Source organism: Xanthomonas sp. LF06-19 (genome assembly GCF_034105425.1).
Lineage (GTDB): Bacteria > Pseudomonadota > Gammaproteobacteria > Xanthomonadales > Xanthomonadaceae > Xanthomonas_A > Xanthomonas_A sontii.
In genome coordinates this window covers 176,070-191,612 of record NZ_JAXGGH010000009.1, presented here as the reverse complement: position 1 = coordinate 191,612, position 15,543 = coordinate 176,070, and the positions used below count along the sequence as shown (strand labels likewise).

Annotated in this window: 11 protein-coding genes and 2 tRNA genes; 4 read left to right on the top strand and 9 right to left on the bottom strand. The window is 70.2% G+C overall.

From position 1 onward, the window contains the following. Window positions 1-92: 92 nt before the first annotated feature. Window positions 93-548 carry a hypothetical protein gene (locus SLW55_RS17945; RefSeq protein ID WP_295910503.1) on the top strand — a complete coding sequence of 152 codons (456 nt, stop codon included), beginning with the start codon at window positions 93-95 and terminating at the stop codon, window positions 546-548. A gap of 66 nt (window positions 549-614) precedes the next feature. On the opposite strand, the gene SLW55_RS17940 is transcribed toward SLW55_RS17945, so the two are convergent. From SLW55_RS17940 to SLW55_RS17920, 5 genes are all read right to left on the bottom strand, one after another. Then, the gene (locus SLW55_RS17940) at window positions 615-3,527 is read right to left on the bottom strand and encodes a ligand-binding sensor domain-containing diguanylate cyclase (protein ID WP_226978527.1); all 2,913 of its coding nucleotides are present in this window, start codon (window positions 3,525-3,527) and stop codon (window positions 615-617) included. Window positions 3,528-4,689: 1,162 nt separating this feature from the next. Next, window positions 4,690-5,436 carry a 23S rRNA (guanosine(2251)-2'-O)-methyltransferase RlmB gene (gene rlmB, locus SLW55_RS17935; RefSeq protein ID WP_017913459.1) on the bottom strand — a complete coding sequence of 249 codons (747 nt, stop codon included), beginning with the start codon at window positions 5,434-5,436 and terminating at the stop codon, window positions 4,690-4,692. A gap of 335 nt (window positions 5,437-5,771) precedes the next feature. Then, window positions 5,772-6,239, bottom strand: coding sequence for a GFA family protein (locus SLW55_RS17930; protein ID WP_295933498.1), 468 nt, complete (start codon window positions 6,237-6,239; stop codon window positions 5,772-5,774). Window positions 6,240-6,341: 102 nt separating this feature from the next. Then, complete coding sequence (gene rnr, locus SLW55_RS17925; RefSeq protein ID WP_320745503.1) at window positions 6,342-8,768, bottom strand: ribonuclease R; 2,427 nt, start codon at window positions 8,766-8,768, stop codon at window positions 6,342-6,344. Window positions 8,769-8,906: 138 nt separating this feature from the next. Next, a tRNA-Leu gene (locus SLW55_RS17920) sits at window positions 8,907-8,991 on the bottom strand. A 315-nt stretch (window positions 8,992-9,306) separates the two neighbouring features. On the opposite strand from SLW55_RS17920, the gene SLW55_RS17915 reads away from it, so the two are divergent. Together SLW55_RS17915 and SLW55_RS17910 are read left to right on the top strand one after the other, a co-directional pair. Then, complete coding sequence (locus tag SLW55_RS17915) at window positions 9,307-9,762, top strand: VirK family protein (RefSeq protein ID WP_267099308.1); 456 nt, start codon at window positions 9,307-9,309, stop codon at window positions 9,760-9,762. A 96-nt stretch (window positions 9,763-9,858) separates the two neighbouring features. Next, window positions 9,859-9,943, top strand: a tRNA-Leu gene (locus SLW55_RS17910). A 74-nt stretch (window positions 9,944-10,017) separates the two neighbouring features. Here SLW55_RS17910 and SLW55_RS17905 read toward each other — a convergent pair. Beyond that, window positions 10,018-10,215 (bottom strand): hypothetical protein, encoded by a 198-nt coding sequence (locus SLW55_RS17905; RefSeq protein ID WP_010343993.1) that lies wholly within the window; start codon window positions 10,213-10,215, stop codon window positions 10,018-10,020. Window positions 10,216-10,466: 251 nt separating this feature from the next. On the opposite strand from SLW55_RS17905, the gene SLW55_RS17900 reads away from it, so the two are divergent. After that, a complete protein-coding gene (locus SLW55_RS17900) occupies window positions 10,467-10,814 on the top strand; it encodes a helix-turn-helix transcriptional regulator (protein ID WP_017910998.1) in 348 nt (115 codons plus the stop codon). Window positions 10,815-10,993: 179 nt separating this feature from the next. Here the strand turns inward: SLW55_RS17900 and SLW55_RS17895 are convergent, their stop codons facing one another. The 3 genes from SLW55_RS17895 to SLW55_RS17885 all read right to left on the bottom strand — a co-directional run bounded on the left by SLW55_RS17895 (window position 10,994) and on the right by SLW55_RS17885 (window position 15,535). Next, a complete protein-coding gene (locus SLW55_RS17895; protein ID WP_267099309.1) occupies window positions 10,994-12,526 on the bottom strand; it encodes a GDSL-type esterase/lipase family protein in 1,533 nt (510 codons plus the stop codon). Between the two features lie 241 nt (window positions 12,527-12,767). After that, window positions 12,768-14,345, bottom strand: a complete 1,578-nt coding sequence (locus SLW55_RS17890; RefSeq protein WP_267099310.1) for a DHA2 family efflux MFS transporter permease subunit — start codon at window positions 14,343-14,345, stop codon at window positions 12,768-12,770. A gap of 8 nt (window positions 14,346-14,353) precedes the next feature. Next, on the bottom strand, window positions 14,354-15,535 hold the full coding sequence (locus SLW55_RS17885) for an efflux RND transporter periplasmic adaptor subunit (protein ID WP_017913465.1): 1,182 nt from the start codon (window positions 15,533-15,535) through the stop codon (window positions 14,354-14,356). Window positions 15,536-15,543 lie beyond the last annotated feature (8 nt).

Genomic DNA, 15,543 nt, shown 5'->3' with positions numbered 1-15,543 from the left:
CGCTCGCCCGCCGCATCCAGCGCGCGGGCATTGGCACTCCGCACGTGTACAAGGCCTCTCGCCTGCACACGACGACGCGCATCATGACGAACATGACCCCACAAACGATCACCCTCCTAGTGAACAAGACCGACGCCCTGACCTTCCTGCGCGCGCAGCAACCGCTGCCCGACGACGACCAGCTCACCCAGGACCTGATCGACGCCTATGACGCGGCGCGACGCCTATTCCTCGCCGCTCCGGACCACGCCGCGCTGCCGCTGTTCCTGCGCTCCTTCGGCAAGGGCGACGGCTGGGGCGTCTATCCGCTGGTCGAAGACCTGTTCCATGCCTGCAGCCGCGGCGAGGCCATCGTCGCAATCCGGGAGGCGCTGGAAGATCCCCTGCTGTCCGACGGCAGCCGCTACTGGGTCACCCAGCTGGCCGCCGCCTTCGCGGATCCGACCATGCGCACCGGGCTGGCCCTGTCGTTGCGCTCGGAATCTGCGGATACCCGCGAGGCGGCGCAGGTGGCACTGGAGAGAGTGGACGACCAGGACGCGCACTGAAACGCTCGCGTCAACGCTGCACGCCGCCGCCAAGGGCTGCGCCCAACGACAGGCCGCCCGCGTTTCTCAGCCCACGCACACCCGATCGCGCCCCATGCCCTTGGCCCGGTACAGCGCGCCATCGGCGCGCTCCAGCCACTGGCTCGGCGTGTCGTCCGGGCGCAGCGCGACCAGGCCGGCGCTGAAGGTGACGCGCAGCGCCGGCGCCTCGGGCGCCCACTGCAGGCGTGCATGGAACAGGTCGCGCAGGCGCGTGGCCAGGCGCTCGGCGTCGGCCAGCGGCGTGTCGCCGAGCAGCACCGCGAACTCTTCGCCACCCAGGCGCGCCGGCAGGTCGGAGGCGCGGCAGGCGCTCAGCAGCAGTTGCCCGACTTCGCGCAGCACCGCATCGCCGGTGGCATGCGAGTAGCCGTCGTTGATCTGCTTGAAGCGGTCGATGTCCATCACCAATAGGCACAGCGGCGCGCCACTGCGCTGCGCGCGTTGCATGCTGTGCACCAGCACCTCGTCGAAGTGACGCCGGTTGGGCAACGCGGTCAGCGCATCCTCGTGCGCCAGGCGCTCGAACGCGGTGGCCTGGCGCTGCAGTTCCGCCAGCAACTGGCTCTTCTCGGCATCGGCCTGCAGCAGGCGCTCGGTCTGCAGCCGCAGCGCGCTGGTGCGCCGCGCCACCAGCCGCTCCAGGCGCAGGGCACGACGCTTGTAGCGCGCGATCAGGTAACGGTACAGCAGCACCAGCGCCAGCAGCAGCGCCACCGCGGCCGCTGCATGGACGCTGTGCCGCTGCCACCACAGCGGCGCCACGCTGAAGCGCCACACGGCTTCGCGGGTGCTCCAGGCGCCGTCCGGATGCGCCGCGGCCACGTGCAGGGTGTAGTCGCCCGGCGGCAGCCCGATGAACTCCACGCTGCGCTGGTTGCCACGATCGATCCAACCGGTGTCCAGGCCGTCGAGCCGGGTGCGGTAGCGGATGCGCTCGGGCAGCAGATAGCTGAGGCCGACATAGGACACGGTGATGCGCTTGGCGCCGGGCAGTTGCGACGTGTTCTGCCACGGGAAGGGCTGGCCATCCAGCAACACGCTCTCGATCGCCGCCGGCGGCGGCAGGCGATCGCGGAAGCGCGCCAGGCGCCGCGGATCGACCATGCTGACGCCACCGGCGGTGACCAGCCACACCGTGCCGTCGTGGCGCAGGATCATCGACGGCCCGGAGCTGCCATTGCCCTGGGCGTTGGACATGCCGTCGATCTCGTCGTAACGGCTCACCTGCAACCGCGCCTGGCGGCCGTCGGCGACCGCGTCCAGCGCCGCCGCGGTGGTCCGCAGCACGCCGCGGTTGCTGCTGATCCAGACGTTGCCGAGGTGGTCGCGGACCAGTTGGAACACCGTGTCCACCGGCATGCCCTGCTCCAGCCCCACCCGCGCCAGCTGGCCGTCGCGGTCGCGGTGCAAGCCGCGGTCGGTGGAAATCCACACGTCGCGGCCCAGCGCCTGGAATCCGAACACGGTGCGCGCGCCGCCCAGCGGTTCCAGCGCCAGCTTCCGCACCCGGCCGTCACGCAGCACCGCCGCGCCTTCGACCGAGCCGATCCACAGTGCGCCGTCGACGCTGGCCAGGGCGGTGATCAGGCCGTGCGGCAAGCCAGGCACGTCCGGCACCGACAGCCGATCGCCGTCGATGCGCATCACCCCGCTGCGCGTGCCGATCCAGACGGTGCCGGCGGCATCGACGCTGAGCGCACGCACCTGCCCGCTGGGCAAGCCCTCGTTGGTTCCGTAGTGGCGCACGACGCGGCCGTCGCGCAGGCGGAACACGCCGTCGGCGTAGGTGCCCATCCACAGGTCGCCGTCGCGGCCGCGCGCCAGGCTCAGGACCGATGGCGCGTCGCGCAGCGCAACCGGGGCGATGCGGCCATCCGGCGCCATCCGGTCCAGCCCGGCGGCGCTGCCGATCCACAGCGCGCCGTCCGGCGTCTCCAGCAGCGCGCGCACGTAGTCGCCACTGAGTCCGTCGCGGCGGGTGTAGCCGGCGAACAAGGTCTCGCGCAGGCGGAACAGGCCGCCGTTGGCGCCGATCCAGATGCTGCCCTCGGCGTCCTGCAACAGGCTGACGATGCGCCCGTTGGGCAGCACGTCGCCCGGCAGCATGCGCTCGATGCCGTGCACACTGATCCGCAGCAGTCCCTGGTTCTCGGTGCCCAGCCAGATCGCGCCATCGCGGTCGCGCAGCATCGAGGTGAAATGGCCGTAGCCCGGCAGGTGCTGCACCAGCACCGCCTGCTCGCCCTGCAGTCGGTACAGGTTCTCGCCGGCCACCAGCCACAGCGAGCCGTCCGGTGCCCGATACGGCCAGGCCAGCCCCGGCGGCAGGCCGAACGCGGCCGGCGCGCGCCGCAGCACGCCCTGCGGGTCGCGATACAGCAGGCCATCGAGACTGCCGATCCAGATCCGCCCCTGGTCGTCGGCGGCCATGTGCGGGAAGCTCGCCGCCAACGGCAGGTCGCGCGGCGCCGGCTGGTAATCGAAGCGACCGTCCGGCCACAGGCAGCCCAGGCCGTTGCCTTCGAACAGCAGCCACATGCGGCCGTCGCGGTCCTGGGTCATGGCGTGGATCAGCGCATGCGGCCAGCCCGGCGGCTGCCGCCAGAAGCGCCAGTTGCCGGCCGCATCGTGGCGGCCGAGATTGCCGCGCGAATCGCTCAGCCACAGCGCGCCGGCGCGGTCCACGTACAGCGAGCCCACGCCGTTGTCGGGCAGGCCCGGGCGGGTGCTGCGGTCGATGACGGCGAAGTCCAGGCCGTTGTAGCGCACCAGCCCTTCCCAGGTGGCGAACCACAGGCGGCCGTCCGGGGTCTGCGCAAGATCGCGCAGGGAGTTGTGCGGCAGGCCGTTGCGCGAGGTCCAGGAATCGATCGCGTAGTCGCGTAGCGGCGGCACCCCGTCTGCGCCACCATCGGCGGCCACGGCGCGCCACGCCACGCCCAATGCCAGCAGCAAGAACAGCAGCACCGGCCACGCGCGCCCGCGGTCGCGTGCTGTCTCCCCCCTCCCCCTGGCGACGCTCACTGTCCCGACCCGATCCGACGCAGGCGGGGCGCGACAGGACCCTGGCGCGGGGGTCCAGCGTCAAGGGGACGGGGGCGACACAGACTCATTACCGGAGCGGAACACGGGACGAGCGCCCATGGTAGGCAAAAAAGCGTCGCTGCGGGTGGAGGCGGTAACAGGCTGCGGGAAAAGGACGCGTGAAGATTGCGCGGCGGTTAAGCCGGAGCGGCCTTCGCAGAGCGCAGCAGCAACAACATTCCATCGCAGCACGCTCCCTTCTCCCACCGGGAGAAGGTGCCCCGCAGGGGCGGATGAGGGGACGGGCGAAGCCTGGGAAAACATCGATCGCAGCGGCGACAAGCGCGCGGGCGAAGCCTGGTGTCTTCCTGATTCGCGATGGCTCCGCCCCGCACCCTCACCCCAACCCCTCTCCCGCGGGGAGAGGGGCTCCAGGCCCCACGCGCTCCCCTTCTCCCGCCGGGAGAAGGTGCCCCGAAGGGGCGGATGAGGGTAAGGGCGAAGCCTGGGAAGACATCGATCGCGGCGGCGACAAGGGGGCGAGCGAAGCCTGGTGTCGTTCTGATGCGCGAAGGCTTCGCCCCGCACCCTCACCCCAACCCCTCTCCCGGGGGGAGAGGGGCTCCAGGCGCTGCGCGCTCCCCTTCTCCCGCCGGGAGAAGGTGCCCCGAAGGGGCGGATGAGGTTACGGGCGCAGCCTGGGAAGACATCGATCGCAGCGGCGACAAGCGCGCGGGCGAAGCCTGGTGTCTTCCTGATGCGCGATGGCTCCGCCCCGCACCCTCACCCCAACCCCTCTCCCGCGGGGAGAGGGGCTCCAGGCCCCACGCGCTCCCCTTCTCCCGCCGGGAGAAGGTGCCCCGAAGGGGCGGATGAGGGTAAGGGCGAAGCCTGGGAAGACATCGATCGCGGCGGCGACAAGGGGGCGAGCGAAGCCTGGTGTCGTTCTGATGCGCGAAGGCTTCGCCCCGTACCCTCACCCCAACCCCTCTCCCGGGGGGAGAGGGGCTTTGCTTGCTCCAGGCATGAAGATGCGCTGACGGCTTCACAACCGCGGCATCAATGCACCGCGCGCTCAGCCCAGGCGCTGCCGTACCGCTTCGAACAGGGTCACACCGGCGGCGACCGAGACGTTGAGGCTCTCGATCTCGCCCGGCATGGGGATCCGCACCAGGCCGTCGCAATGCTCGCGGGTCAGCCGGCGCAGGCCGTCGGACTCGCCGCCCAGCACCAGCGCCACGTTGCCGCGCAGGTCCTGCGCGTACAGCGAGGTCTCGGCCTCGCCGGCCAGGCCGTAGATCCACACGCCCTGCTTCTGCAGCTCGCGCAGGCAGCGCGCCAGGTTGGTCACCGCCACGATCGGCAGGCGGTCGGCGGCGCCGGCCGAGGTCTTGCGCACGGTGGCGTTGACCGGCGCCGATTTGTCCTTGGGAATCACCACCGCGGTCACCCCGGCCGCGGCGGCACTGCGCAGGCAGGCGCCGAGGTTGTGCGGATCCTGCACACCGTCCAGCACCAGCAGCAGCGCGCGGCCCTCGGCGGCGCTGACCAGGCCTTCCAGTTCGCTCTCGGCCCAGGTTCGCGCCGCGGCATAACGCGCGGCCACGCCCTGGTGCCGCACCGAGCCGCCGACGCCGTCCAGCGCCTGCGTGTTCACCCGCCGCACGTCGATGCCCTTGCGCCGCGCGTTCTCCTCGATCTCCTGCAGGCGCGGATTCTTGCTGCCCGCTTCCACCAGCACCTCGCGCACGTTGTCCGCGTCGTTCTCGATCGACGAGGCCACGGCATTGACGCCGACGATCCACTGGTTCTGCTTGCTCATGAGACGGGACTACGCGTAAGGAAAGCGGGCATGGTAGGGGTTGTGGCCGCTGGCGTCATGCCTTGGGGGCCGGGATTGGGGATTCGGGATTGGGGATTGGTAGAAGCGGCTTGGCCGTGACGTCACACTTTCCTGCGATGCCCGGGGCATGCGTGCCGCGGCGGCAAGACCAACGACGCAGCGCCATCCAGTCAGGGCGCGGCGCAGCCTTGTGGGAGGGACTTCAGTCCCGACGCGGTGAACTGGGGAACCCCGGCCTGCTGCCTGGCGCGCCGATGACCCGAGGTTCCCGGCCCCGACACGCTCCGCTCGCCGTCGGCACTGCCCATCGCAGCTCAAGCCGGCCAGCGCTCGGTGTCGTGGTCCGGATGCTGGCGCGAGACGATATCGGCCAGGAACGGCGCGGCGGCCAGATCGCCTTCGGTGCGGATCGCCGCCAGGCGATGCAGGGCGTCGACGAATGGCAGCTTCGCCTCGATGCCGTACTGGATGGTCGGCGGCAAGGCCTCCGGATGGTCGAAGGCGCCGGCCGCGATGGCGACGCCATCCGGGGCCTCGTAGGTCAGCGGCGTGCCGCAGTCGGCGCAGAAGCCACGCTGCACCAGGTTGGACGAGGCGAAGCGCCTGGGCGCGCCGCGGGTCCAGGTCAGGTCCGCGCCGCGGGTGGAGACCAGCGGCGCGTAGTAGGCGCCGAACGCCTTCTGGCACATCCGGCAATGGCAGATCGAGGCGTCGTGCAGCCGCCCGCGCACGCGGAAACGCACCGCACCGCACTGGCAACCGCCGCTGTACTCCTGCTCCATATCCGCTCTCCGCTGCGAACCGCATCGCGCAGGTGGCTCCCGCACGACGCACGGGAAGCGCGATCGCGGCGGCCGCCGTTCGGTCGCCGCGACGCTGCGCCGTCAGTACTTCTTTTTCTTGCGCTTGGCCGGCTGCCCACGCGGCGGCGGCGGCGGCAACTCGTCGTGTACCGATTCGCCTTCTTCGACCAGGCGGAAGTCGATCTTGCGCTCTTCCATGCTCGCCTTCAGCACCAGGATGCGTACGCGGTCGCCAAGGCGGAACTCGCGCCCGCGGCGCTCGCCGGTCAGGGTCTTGCGGGTGGCGTCGAACTGGTAATAGTCCTGCGGCAACTGGGTCACGTGGATCAGGCCGTTGACCTTGGACTTGTCCAGTTCGACGAACAGGCCGAAGCTGGTGACGCCGCTGACCACGCCGTCGAACTGCCCGCCGACGTGCTTCTCCATCCACGCGGCGCGGTAGCGCTCGTCGACCTCGCGCTCGGCCTCGTCGGCGCGGCGCTCGCGCTCGGAGCACTGCAGCGCCAGCGCCGCCATCGCGCGCGGCGCGTACAGGTACTTGTCCGGCGCGCCGCGGGTCAGCGCGTACTTGATCGCGCGGTGCACCAGCAGGTCCGGATAGCGGCGGATCGGCGAGGTGAAGTGCGCGTACGCCTCCAGCGCCAGGCCGAAGTGGCCGGCGTTGTCGGGCGAGTACACCGCCATGCTCTGGCTGCGCAGCAGCACCGATTCCAGCAGCGCCGCGTCCGGACGCTCGCGCACCTTCTTCAGCAGCTTGGTGTAGTCGCCCGGCACCACCTTGCTCCACGCCGGCAGGCTCAGCTTGAATTCCTTGAGGAACTCCAGCAGGTCGGCGTACTTGGATTCCGGCGGGCGCTCGTGCACGCGGAACGGCGCCGGAATGTGCGTTTCCAGCAGGTAGCGCGCCGCGGCCACGTTGGCGGCGATCATGCATTCCTCGATCAGCTTGTGCGCGTCGTTGCGCACCAGCATGCCGGCCTGGGTCACCTCGCCGGTGTTGTCGAGCACGAAACGCACTTCCGCGGTCTCGAACTCGATCGCGCCGCGGCGCGCGCGCGCCTTGGCCAGGATCTGGTACAGCTGATGCAGCCGCTCCAGCTGCGGCAGCACCGCCGCCACGTCCTTGCGCACCTGCTCGTCTTTTTCGCCGACCGCCTGCCACACCTGTTCGTAGGTGAGCCGCGCGTGCGAGTTCATCACCGCCTCGTAGAAGCGCGCACCGGCCACCTCGCCCTGGCGGTCGATCTGCATGTCGCAGACGAAGCACATGCGGTCGACCTTGGGGTTGAGCGAGCAGATGCCGTTGGACAGCGTCTCCGGCAGCATCGGCACCACGAAACCGGGGAAATACACCGAGGTCGCGCGCTTGACCGCCTCGGTGTCCAGCTGCGTGCCCGGACGCACGTAGTGCGACACGTCGGCGATCGCCACCACCAGGCGGAACCCGTCGGCGTTGGACTCGCAGAACACCGCGTCGTCGAAGTCCTTGGCGTCGGCGCCGTCGATGGTCACCAGCGGCGTCTGCCGCAGGTCCACGCGGCCCTTGATCGCCGCCGGCTCCACCGTCAGCGGCACCGCCGCGGCTTCGTCCAGCACCTCTTGCGGGAACTCGTAGGGCAGCTCGTGGCCGTGGATCGCCGCTTCCACCAGCAGCGACGGGGTCAGCTTGTCGCCCAGCACGGCGATGATCTTGCCGATCGGCGGGCGCCGCGCATCCGGCGCGGAGGTGAGTTCGCACACCACCAGTTGCCCGTCGCGGGCCTCGCCGACGGCGTCGGCGGGGATCTGCACATTACGCTGGATGCGCTTGTCGTCGGGCACCACGAAGGCGATGCCGGCTTCCAGGCTGAAGCGGCCGATCATCCGGGTCAGGCCGCGCTCGAGCACGCGCGCGATGCTGCCCTCGCGGCGACCGCGGCGGTCGATGCCGGTGACGTTGGCCAGCGCGCGGTCGCCATGCAGCACCTTGCGCATTTCGTACGGCGGCAGGAACAGGTCGTCGCCGCCCTCGTCCGGGCGCAGGAAGCCGAAGCCGTCCGGATTGGCGATCACCACGCCGGGGATCAGGTTGGTCTGCTGCAGCGGCGCGTAGCCGCCGCGGCGGTTCTGCACGACCTGGGCTTCGCGCAGCATCGCACCCAGGCGCTTGCTCAGCGCTTCCTTGCGCGTCGGCTCGGTCAGGCCGAGCTGTTCGGCCAGTTCGTCCAGGGTCTGCGGGCCGTCGCAGCGTTCGAGCAGTTGCAGGATCGCCTCGCGGCTGGCGATCGGCTGCGCATAGCGCTCGGCCTCGCGTGCGGCATAGGGGTCGTGGATCGGCGCGGCAGTGTCGGGCGCGGCCGCCGGCGGCGGCGACGGAGGGTGCAGCGGTTGCAGCGGCGGCTTGGGGCCACGGCGCAGGAAGCTGGGCATCCAGGCGGGCAGACGCGATTTCTTCGGCGTATCGGAGGTGGGCGCGTCGCCGGACGCGGATTTGCCGGGCTTGCCGGACTTGCTTTTGCGAGTTGTCATCCGCGCATGGTACTCCCATGCAGGTGGCGTCACCCGAACCGGGCGGCGCGCTGCGGCGAACGTGCGCCCCAGAAACGACGAAGCCCGCGTCAGCGGGCCGGTCGGTGCGAGAGTTCAGCGCTCTCGCGATCTTGCATGTGGTGCCCAGGAGAGGACTCGAACCTCCACGGTTTTACCCGCTAGTACCTGAAACTAGTGCGTCTACCAATTCCGCCACCTGGGCGCTGAAGGCCGCGAATTCTGCGGTGCCCGCGCGACCTTGTCAACGCCTATTTCGCATTCGCTCGCGATCGCCTGTACCGATGCCACGACCCCGTCGGGCCAAGCAGCCGCACCGCGCGCGTCGGCGGCGCACGCATTCGGCGCAAAACCGCAGTGCAATGCGGATTCCGACACGGCGCTGTCACAAGCGGACCCGCTTCGAAGATCCGGCGTGACGGCGGCGGAAGTTCGCGATTTTGTCGGTTGACCCGGATCGGCGCCCCGCTAGCTTGCATCCGGCAATCCGTCGCCCTCCCCCACGCTCCGGAGCATCCCCATGCACAGCCTGTCCGCCTCCCTGCTTGCCGCCGCCCTGTTCGCCAGCGCCACCAGCGCCTCCGCCACCACGGCCGGTGCCGACGACGCCACGCTCAATTCCCTCACCGAGATCCAGCGCGCCCTGGACAGCGGCGCCTCGGTCGCCGTGGCGATCGACCTGAGCCAGTGCACGCCCACCTCCGGCGGCGCCACCCCGAGCCAGACCCGCGGCGGCCTGCGCATCGGCGCCTACCGCGTCACCGCCGACGGCACCCTGTCCTTCGCCGACGAGCACGTGACCGTCGGCCGCGACGGCAAGCCGATCCAGCAGTTCCTGCGCTACCAGGTGCATCCGGACAACAGCATCGACTTCACCATGTTCGTGTTCGCCCTGCCCAGCTACCAGCAGACCGGCAGCACCCTCGGCTACCGCTGCGCGATCAACCAGGGCCTGCGCTTCAACGTCGCCTACTGAGGTCGCCACCGACGCGTCCGCGACGGCGCTGCACTGCCGCCGTCGCAAAGCGCTTGACAGGGTCTGCTGCCACGCGCAGAATTCTCGTTCTGAGTTGCCCAGGTGGCGGAATTGGTAGACGCACTAGTTTCAGGTACTAGCGGGTAAAACCGTGGAGGTTCGAGTCCTCTCCTGGGCACCACGACCGACAGGTCGAGCAAGATCTCAAAACCCGCTTCGGCGGGTTTTTTGTTGGCTGCGCGCAGGCCGCGGCGCTCAGCGCTGCGGCGGACGCAACGGACCGATGTCCACGCGCACGCCCTTCACCCACACCGCCACCTTGTAGGCACGGTAGCCCGGGTTGTGGCGTTCGGCCGCACGCGCGGCCAGGTAGGCATTGGCGGCATGCACCAGCACCTGCAAGGACGGCTCCAGTTGCGCGACGCGCCGGAGTCTCACTTCGTAGGTGGCCATGCGCCCTCCCCCATGTACCGGCAGGCGCCGCGTCGTGCCGCGATCGGCCAATGCATGGCGGCGGCGCACCGCGGCGCCGACACCCTCGTGTCCACAACATCCATGTCCTGCATGCGCATCCTCGCGCGTCCGTGCATTCCGCACCGCACGAGTATTGAATCTCCGAACAATTGGAGTCAAGCGTGACTGTACGACAAGCCGGCGGATGCTCCATATCTTGGTAGGCCCGCCGTCCCCCAAGGCCCACCGCGATGAATAGCTTCGGCGAGCGTTTGCGCGAAGCCAGAAAAGCCGCCGGGCTCACCCAGGAGCAGTTGGGCTTCGCGCTGGACGTCACCAAGTCCTCGGTGTCGGCCTGGGAGAACGACCGCGAAACGCCGAGCTTCCGCCTGCTGCCGACGCTGCGCAGCGTGCTGAACCGCTCGCTCGACGAACTGGTGTGCGGCGTCGGTCCCGGCAAGCGTGTGCAGGACCTGCCCGCCGACTATCCGTTGCTGGCGCAGGACGCGCAGGAGCGCGCCCTGCTCGCGCGCTATCGCAACGCCTCGGTGCGGCGCCGCGAAGCCGTGCTGGAATTGCTCAAGCCGGACAACGGCTGAGTCACACTGGCGGCGCGTGTGGCGTTCGGGCATCGCCAGTAACGACGGGATGTCGTTCGCAGAAGCGGCTTCAGCCGCGACCAAACCCTGCCGGCATGCCCGTCGCGGCTGAAGCCGCTCTTACGAGGACGACCACGCTTCTCGCTGAGGCGCGGCACGCGTGATGTTCGAGACGCTCTTCAGCCGCCGACGCCGAGCGTGCGCAGCGCCTCGCCCCAGATCGCGTAGCCCGCTTCGCTGGGATGGGTGCCATCGGGCATCAGCGCCACCGGCAGCGTGCCGTCCGGCTGCAGGAAGCGCGCGCCGATGTCGAGCCAGCGCACCTGCGGGTCGTGGGCGAAGCGCGCGGCCAGCAGGCGGTTGGTCTCCAGGATCGGCGCACGCTGCGGCGCATCGGCGGCGAAGCCGCGCGGGAAGATGCCCATCAGCACGATCCGGCTGCGCGGCAGGCGCCGCCGGATCTCGGCGACCACCGCCGCCACGCCGTCGGCGGTCTCCTGCGGCGTGTTGGTGCGCGCATGCTCGGTGCCGGCGAGGTTGTTGGTGCCGAGGTTGATCACCACCCAGCGCGGCGCCAGACCGTCGACCTCGCCCTGGCGCAGCCGCCACAGCACGTTCTGGGTGCGGTCCCAGCCGAAGCCCAGGTTCAGCACCCGCGCGTCGCCGAAGGCGCGCTGCCAGGCCTGCGCGCCGTTCACCCGGATCGCCTGCGGCGCGCCTGCCCAGAAATGGGTGATCGAGTCGCCGAGCATCACCACCTGCGGCTGCAACTGCCGCGCGGCGTCCAGCGCGGCATGGTGGCGGCCGTACCAGTCGTAGGAATCCTGCTCCAGCCAGGGCACCGCGATGCGCGCGGTGTCGACGTCGGTCATCGCGTCCAGCGGCACCCGCGGCGCCTCGTCGAGCAGCCGCGCCAGGGTCGGCTCGATGGCCTCGGCCATGCGCCGCTGCCCACGCGTGTCCGGATGCAGCGCGCCACTGCCGGGACGCTGCCGCGGATCGTAGAACAGGCTCGGGTCCAGCGTGCCGTCGACGCGCTGGAACACGGTGCCGATGTCCAGGTAGGCCACACGCGGATTGTCGCCGTAGCGCACCGCCAGCGCGCGGTTGACCTCGGCGTCGCGCGCACTCTTCTGCGCCGACAGTGCGCTGGGCAGCAGGCCGAGCAACAGGATGCGCGTGCGCGGCAGGCGCTGCTCCAGCGTGGCGACCACCGCATCGATCCCGCGCACCGTGTCCGCCGCGCTGTGCCCTTGGTGGCCGGTGTTGTTGGTGCCGATCAGCAGGACCGCAACCTTGGGCCGCAGGCCGTCGACCTCGCCGTGCTGCAGGCGCCACAGCACGTGTTCGGTGGCGTCGCCGCTGAAGCCGAGGTTGAGCGCGCCGCGGCTGCCGTAGAAGGTCTGCCAGGTCGACTGGAAGTCTTCGTCCGGTGCCTGCGCCTTCTCGTAGTTCTGGGTGATCGAATCGCCGATCAGCAGCAGCGGCGCATCCGGGTGCGCGCGTCCCTGCGCCAGCACCTGCTGGTGGCGCTCGGCCCACCAGGCCTCATGCAGGCGGTCGGCCGGGGTCACCGGCACCGGCGAGGCCGCCGGCGGCGGCGCGGCCTGCGCATGGTCCGGGTGCGCACCAAGACATAGCAGTACGAGGACGGCCGCGCGCGGAAGCGATGCGGCGAAGCGGGCGCCGAAGGCGCGAAGAAAGCGCTGCATGTGCGGGGCTGCCGAGCCTGCGAAGAGCCGCATTCTGGTGCGCAGGCCGCGGCAGCGGCAAGTGTCCCCGCGCCGGAGCGCGACGCCGGGCATGCATGTCACTTGGCATGCCCGGGTGCGGCGCGCCGGACGGCACGCCATCAGGCAATGGCGTGCATGCGCCGCGATCGCACCACCATTGCAGCGGCACGGAACGGCACGGGTCGTGGTGCCGTCCGTGCCGACGTGCCGCCGTCGACGCTCAGTGGCCGCCAGCCGCCGCCGCGCCACCACCACCGCCGAACGGCGGCTTGGCCAGCCACAGAAAGAAGATGATCCCGAGGAAGGTCCAGCCCAGCAGGTAGAAGATGTCGTTGAAGCCCATCTGCGAGGCCTGGTGGTTGATGGTGTTGTTGAGCAGCGCCGCGCCGTTCTGCAGGCTGCCGTTGCCCATCATCTGCACCTGTTCCTGCATGCCCGGCGTGTAGGTGGAGATTTGCTCGGTCAGGTGCGCATGGTGCAGCTGCGTGCGCTTGGCCCACAGATAGGTGGTCAGCGAGGCGGCGAAGCTGCCGCCCAGCGTGCGCAGGAACGTGGCCAGGCCGGAACCGGCGGCGATCTCGCGCCCGTCCAGGTCCGACAGCAGGATCTGCAGCACCGGCATGAAGAACAGCGCCACGCCCACGCCCATCAGCAACTGCACCCCGGCCACGTGCGGGAAATCCACCTGCAGGTTGAAGTCCGAGCGCATGAAGCTGGTGGTGGCCATGAAGATGAAGGCGATGCTGGCCAGCAGCCGCAGATCGAAGCGCGAGGCGTACTTGCCGACGAACGGGGTCATGATCACCGGCAGGATGCCGATCGGCGCGGTGGCCAGGCCGGCCCAGATCGCGGTGTAGCCCATGTCGCGCTGCAGCCACTGCGGGATCAGCAGCGACACGCTGAAGAACGCCGCATAGGCCACGATCAGCGCCATGGTGCCGGCGCGGAAGTTGCGGTGGCGGAACAGCCGCAGGTCGACGATCGGATCCTTGTCGGTCAGCTCCCAGATCAGGAACACCGCCAGCGCCACCGCCGAGATCGCGGCCAGCACGACGATCTTGGTCGAACTGAACCAGTCCTCGTCGTTGCCCAGGTCCAGCACCACCTGCAGGCAGCCGACGCCGATGATCAGGGTGATCAGGCCGACGTAGTCCATGCGCGGACGCTCGATCGGCTCGGGACGGTCGCGCAGCTGCGAGCCGACCACGGTCGCGGCGATGATGCCCAGCGGCACGTTGATCAGGAAGATCCATTCCCAGCTGTAGTTGTCGGTGATCCAGCCGCCGAGGATCGGCCCGGCGATGGGCGCGACCACGGTGATCATCGCCAGCAAGGCCAGCGCCTGGCCGCGTTTTTCGCGCGGGTAGATCGACACCAGCAGGCTCTGGGTGATCGGGTACATCGGGCCGCAGACGAAACCCTGCAGCGCGCGCGATACCACCAGCATGCCCATGCTCTGGGCCAGGCCGCACAGCAGCGAGGCCGCGGTGAAGGCCAGCGTGGCCCACACGAACAGCTTGGTCTCGCCGAAACGGCGGCTGAGGAAGCCGGTCAGCGGCAGCGCGATGGCATTGCTGACCGCGAACGAGGTGATGACCCAGGTCGCCTGCTGCGAACTGGCGCCGAGGTTGCCGGCGATGGTGGGCAGCGAGACGTTGGCGATGGTGGTGTCGAGCACCTGCATGAACGAGGCCATCGCCAGGCCCACCGTGCACAACGCCACACTGGCCGGGCGGAACCCGGCGGCCGGTGCGCCCGGAACCCCGGGCGCGGCGGGAGCGGCAGCTTGGTTGGACATGACCGGGCTCAGTTCGCCTTGGCGGCGTCGGGCAGGTTGGCGTGGATGATCTGCTTCACGGCCGCATCGGCCTGCTGCAGCTGCTGCGCATACACATCGGTATCCAGCAGCGTGCCGCTGGCCGGCTTGGTCGGCAGCACCGCGCCGTTCTGGTCATGCAGGTTGACGTCGGCCTTCATCGACAGGCCGATGCGCAGCGGATGCTGCTCCAACTGCTTGGCGTCGATGGCGATGCGCACCGGCACGCGCTGCACGATCTTGATCCAGTTGCCGCTGGCGTTCTGCGCAGGCAGCAGCGAGAACGCACTGCCGGTGCCGATGCCCAGGCTCTGCACGGTGCCGTGGTAGGTCACCGCGCTGCCGTACACGTCCGACTCCAGTTCCACCGGCTGGCCCAGGCGCATGTGCTTGAGCTGGGTTTCCTTGAAGTTGGCGTCCACCCACACCTGGTTCAGCGGCACCACCGCCATCAGCGCGGTGCCGGGCTGCACGCGCTGGCCGACCTGCACCGAGCGCCGCGCCACATAGCCGGCCACCGGCGCGACGATGGCGCTGCGGGCGTTGTTGAGGAAGGCCTGGCGCACCTGCGCGGCGGCGCCCTGCACGTCGGGCTGGTCGGCCACGCCGTTCTCGTCGATCAACGCGCGGTTGCGCGCCAGGGTCTCGCGCGAGCCGCTGACCGCGGCCTCGGCGGCGGCCAGCTGATCGCGGGCATGCGCCAGCTCTTCGGCGGAAATCGCACCGGTGGCGACCAGGCTGGCGCGGCGGGCGACGTCGGCGCGGGCGCGCTGCAGGGTCACCTGCTGCGCGGACAGTTCGGCCTGGGCGCCCTCGACCGAGCGGTACAGACCGCGCACCTGGCGCACGGTGCGCGCCAGATTGGCCTCGGCCTGCTGCAGGGCGACCTCGGTGTCGGCCGGGTCGAGCTTGACCAGCGGCTGGCCGCGTTCCACGCGCATGCCGTCGTCGGCGTCGATGCGCACCACGGTGCCGGCCACCATCGGGGTGATCTGCACCAGGTTGCCCTGCACGTAGGCGTCGTCGGTGTCCTCGTGCCAGCGGCCGACCAGGAAATACCAGATCGCCAGCGCGATCAGCACCAGCACCACTACCACGGCCAGGCCGCGCAGCAGCTTGCCGCGCCGGCTGGGGGCGGGAGCGGAGGAAGCGGGGGTCGTTGTCTGATTCATTGCAGCGA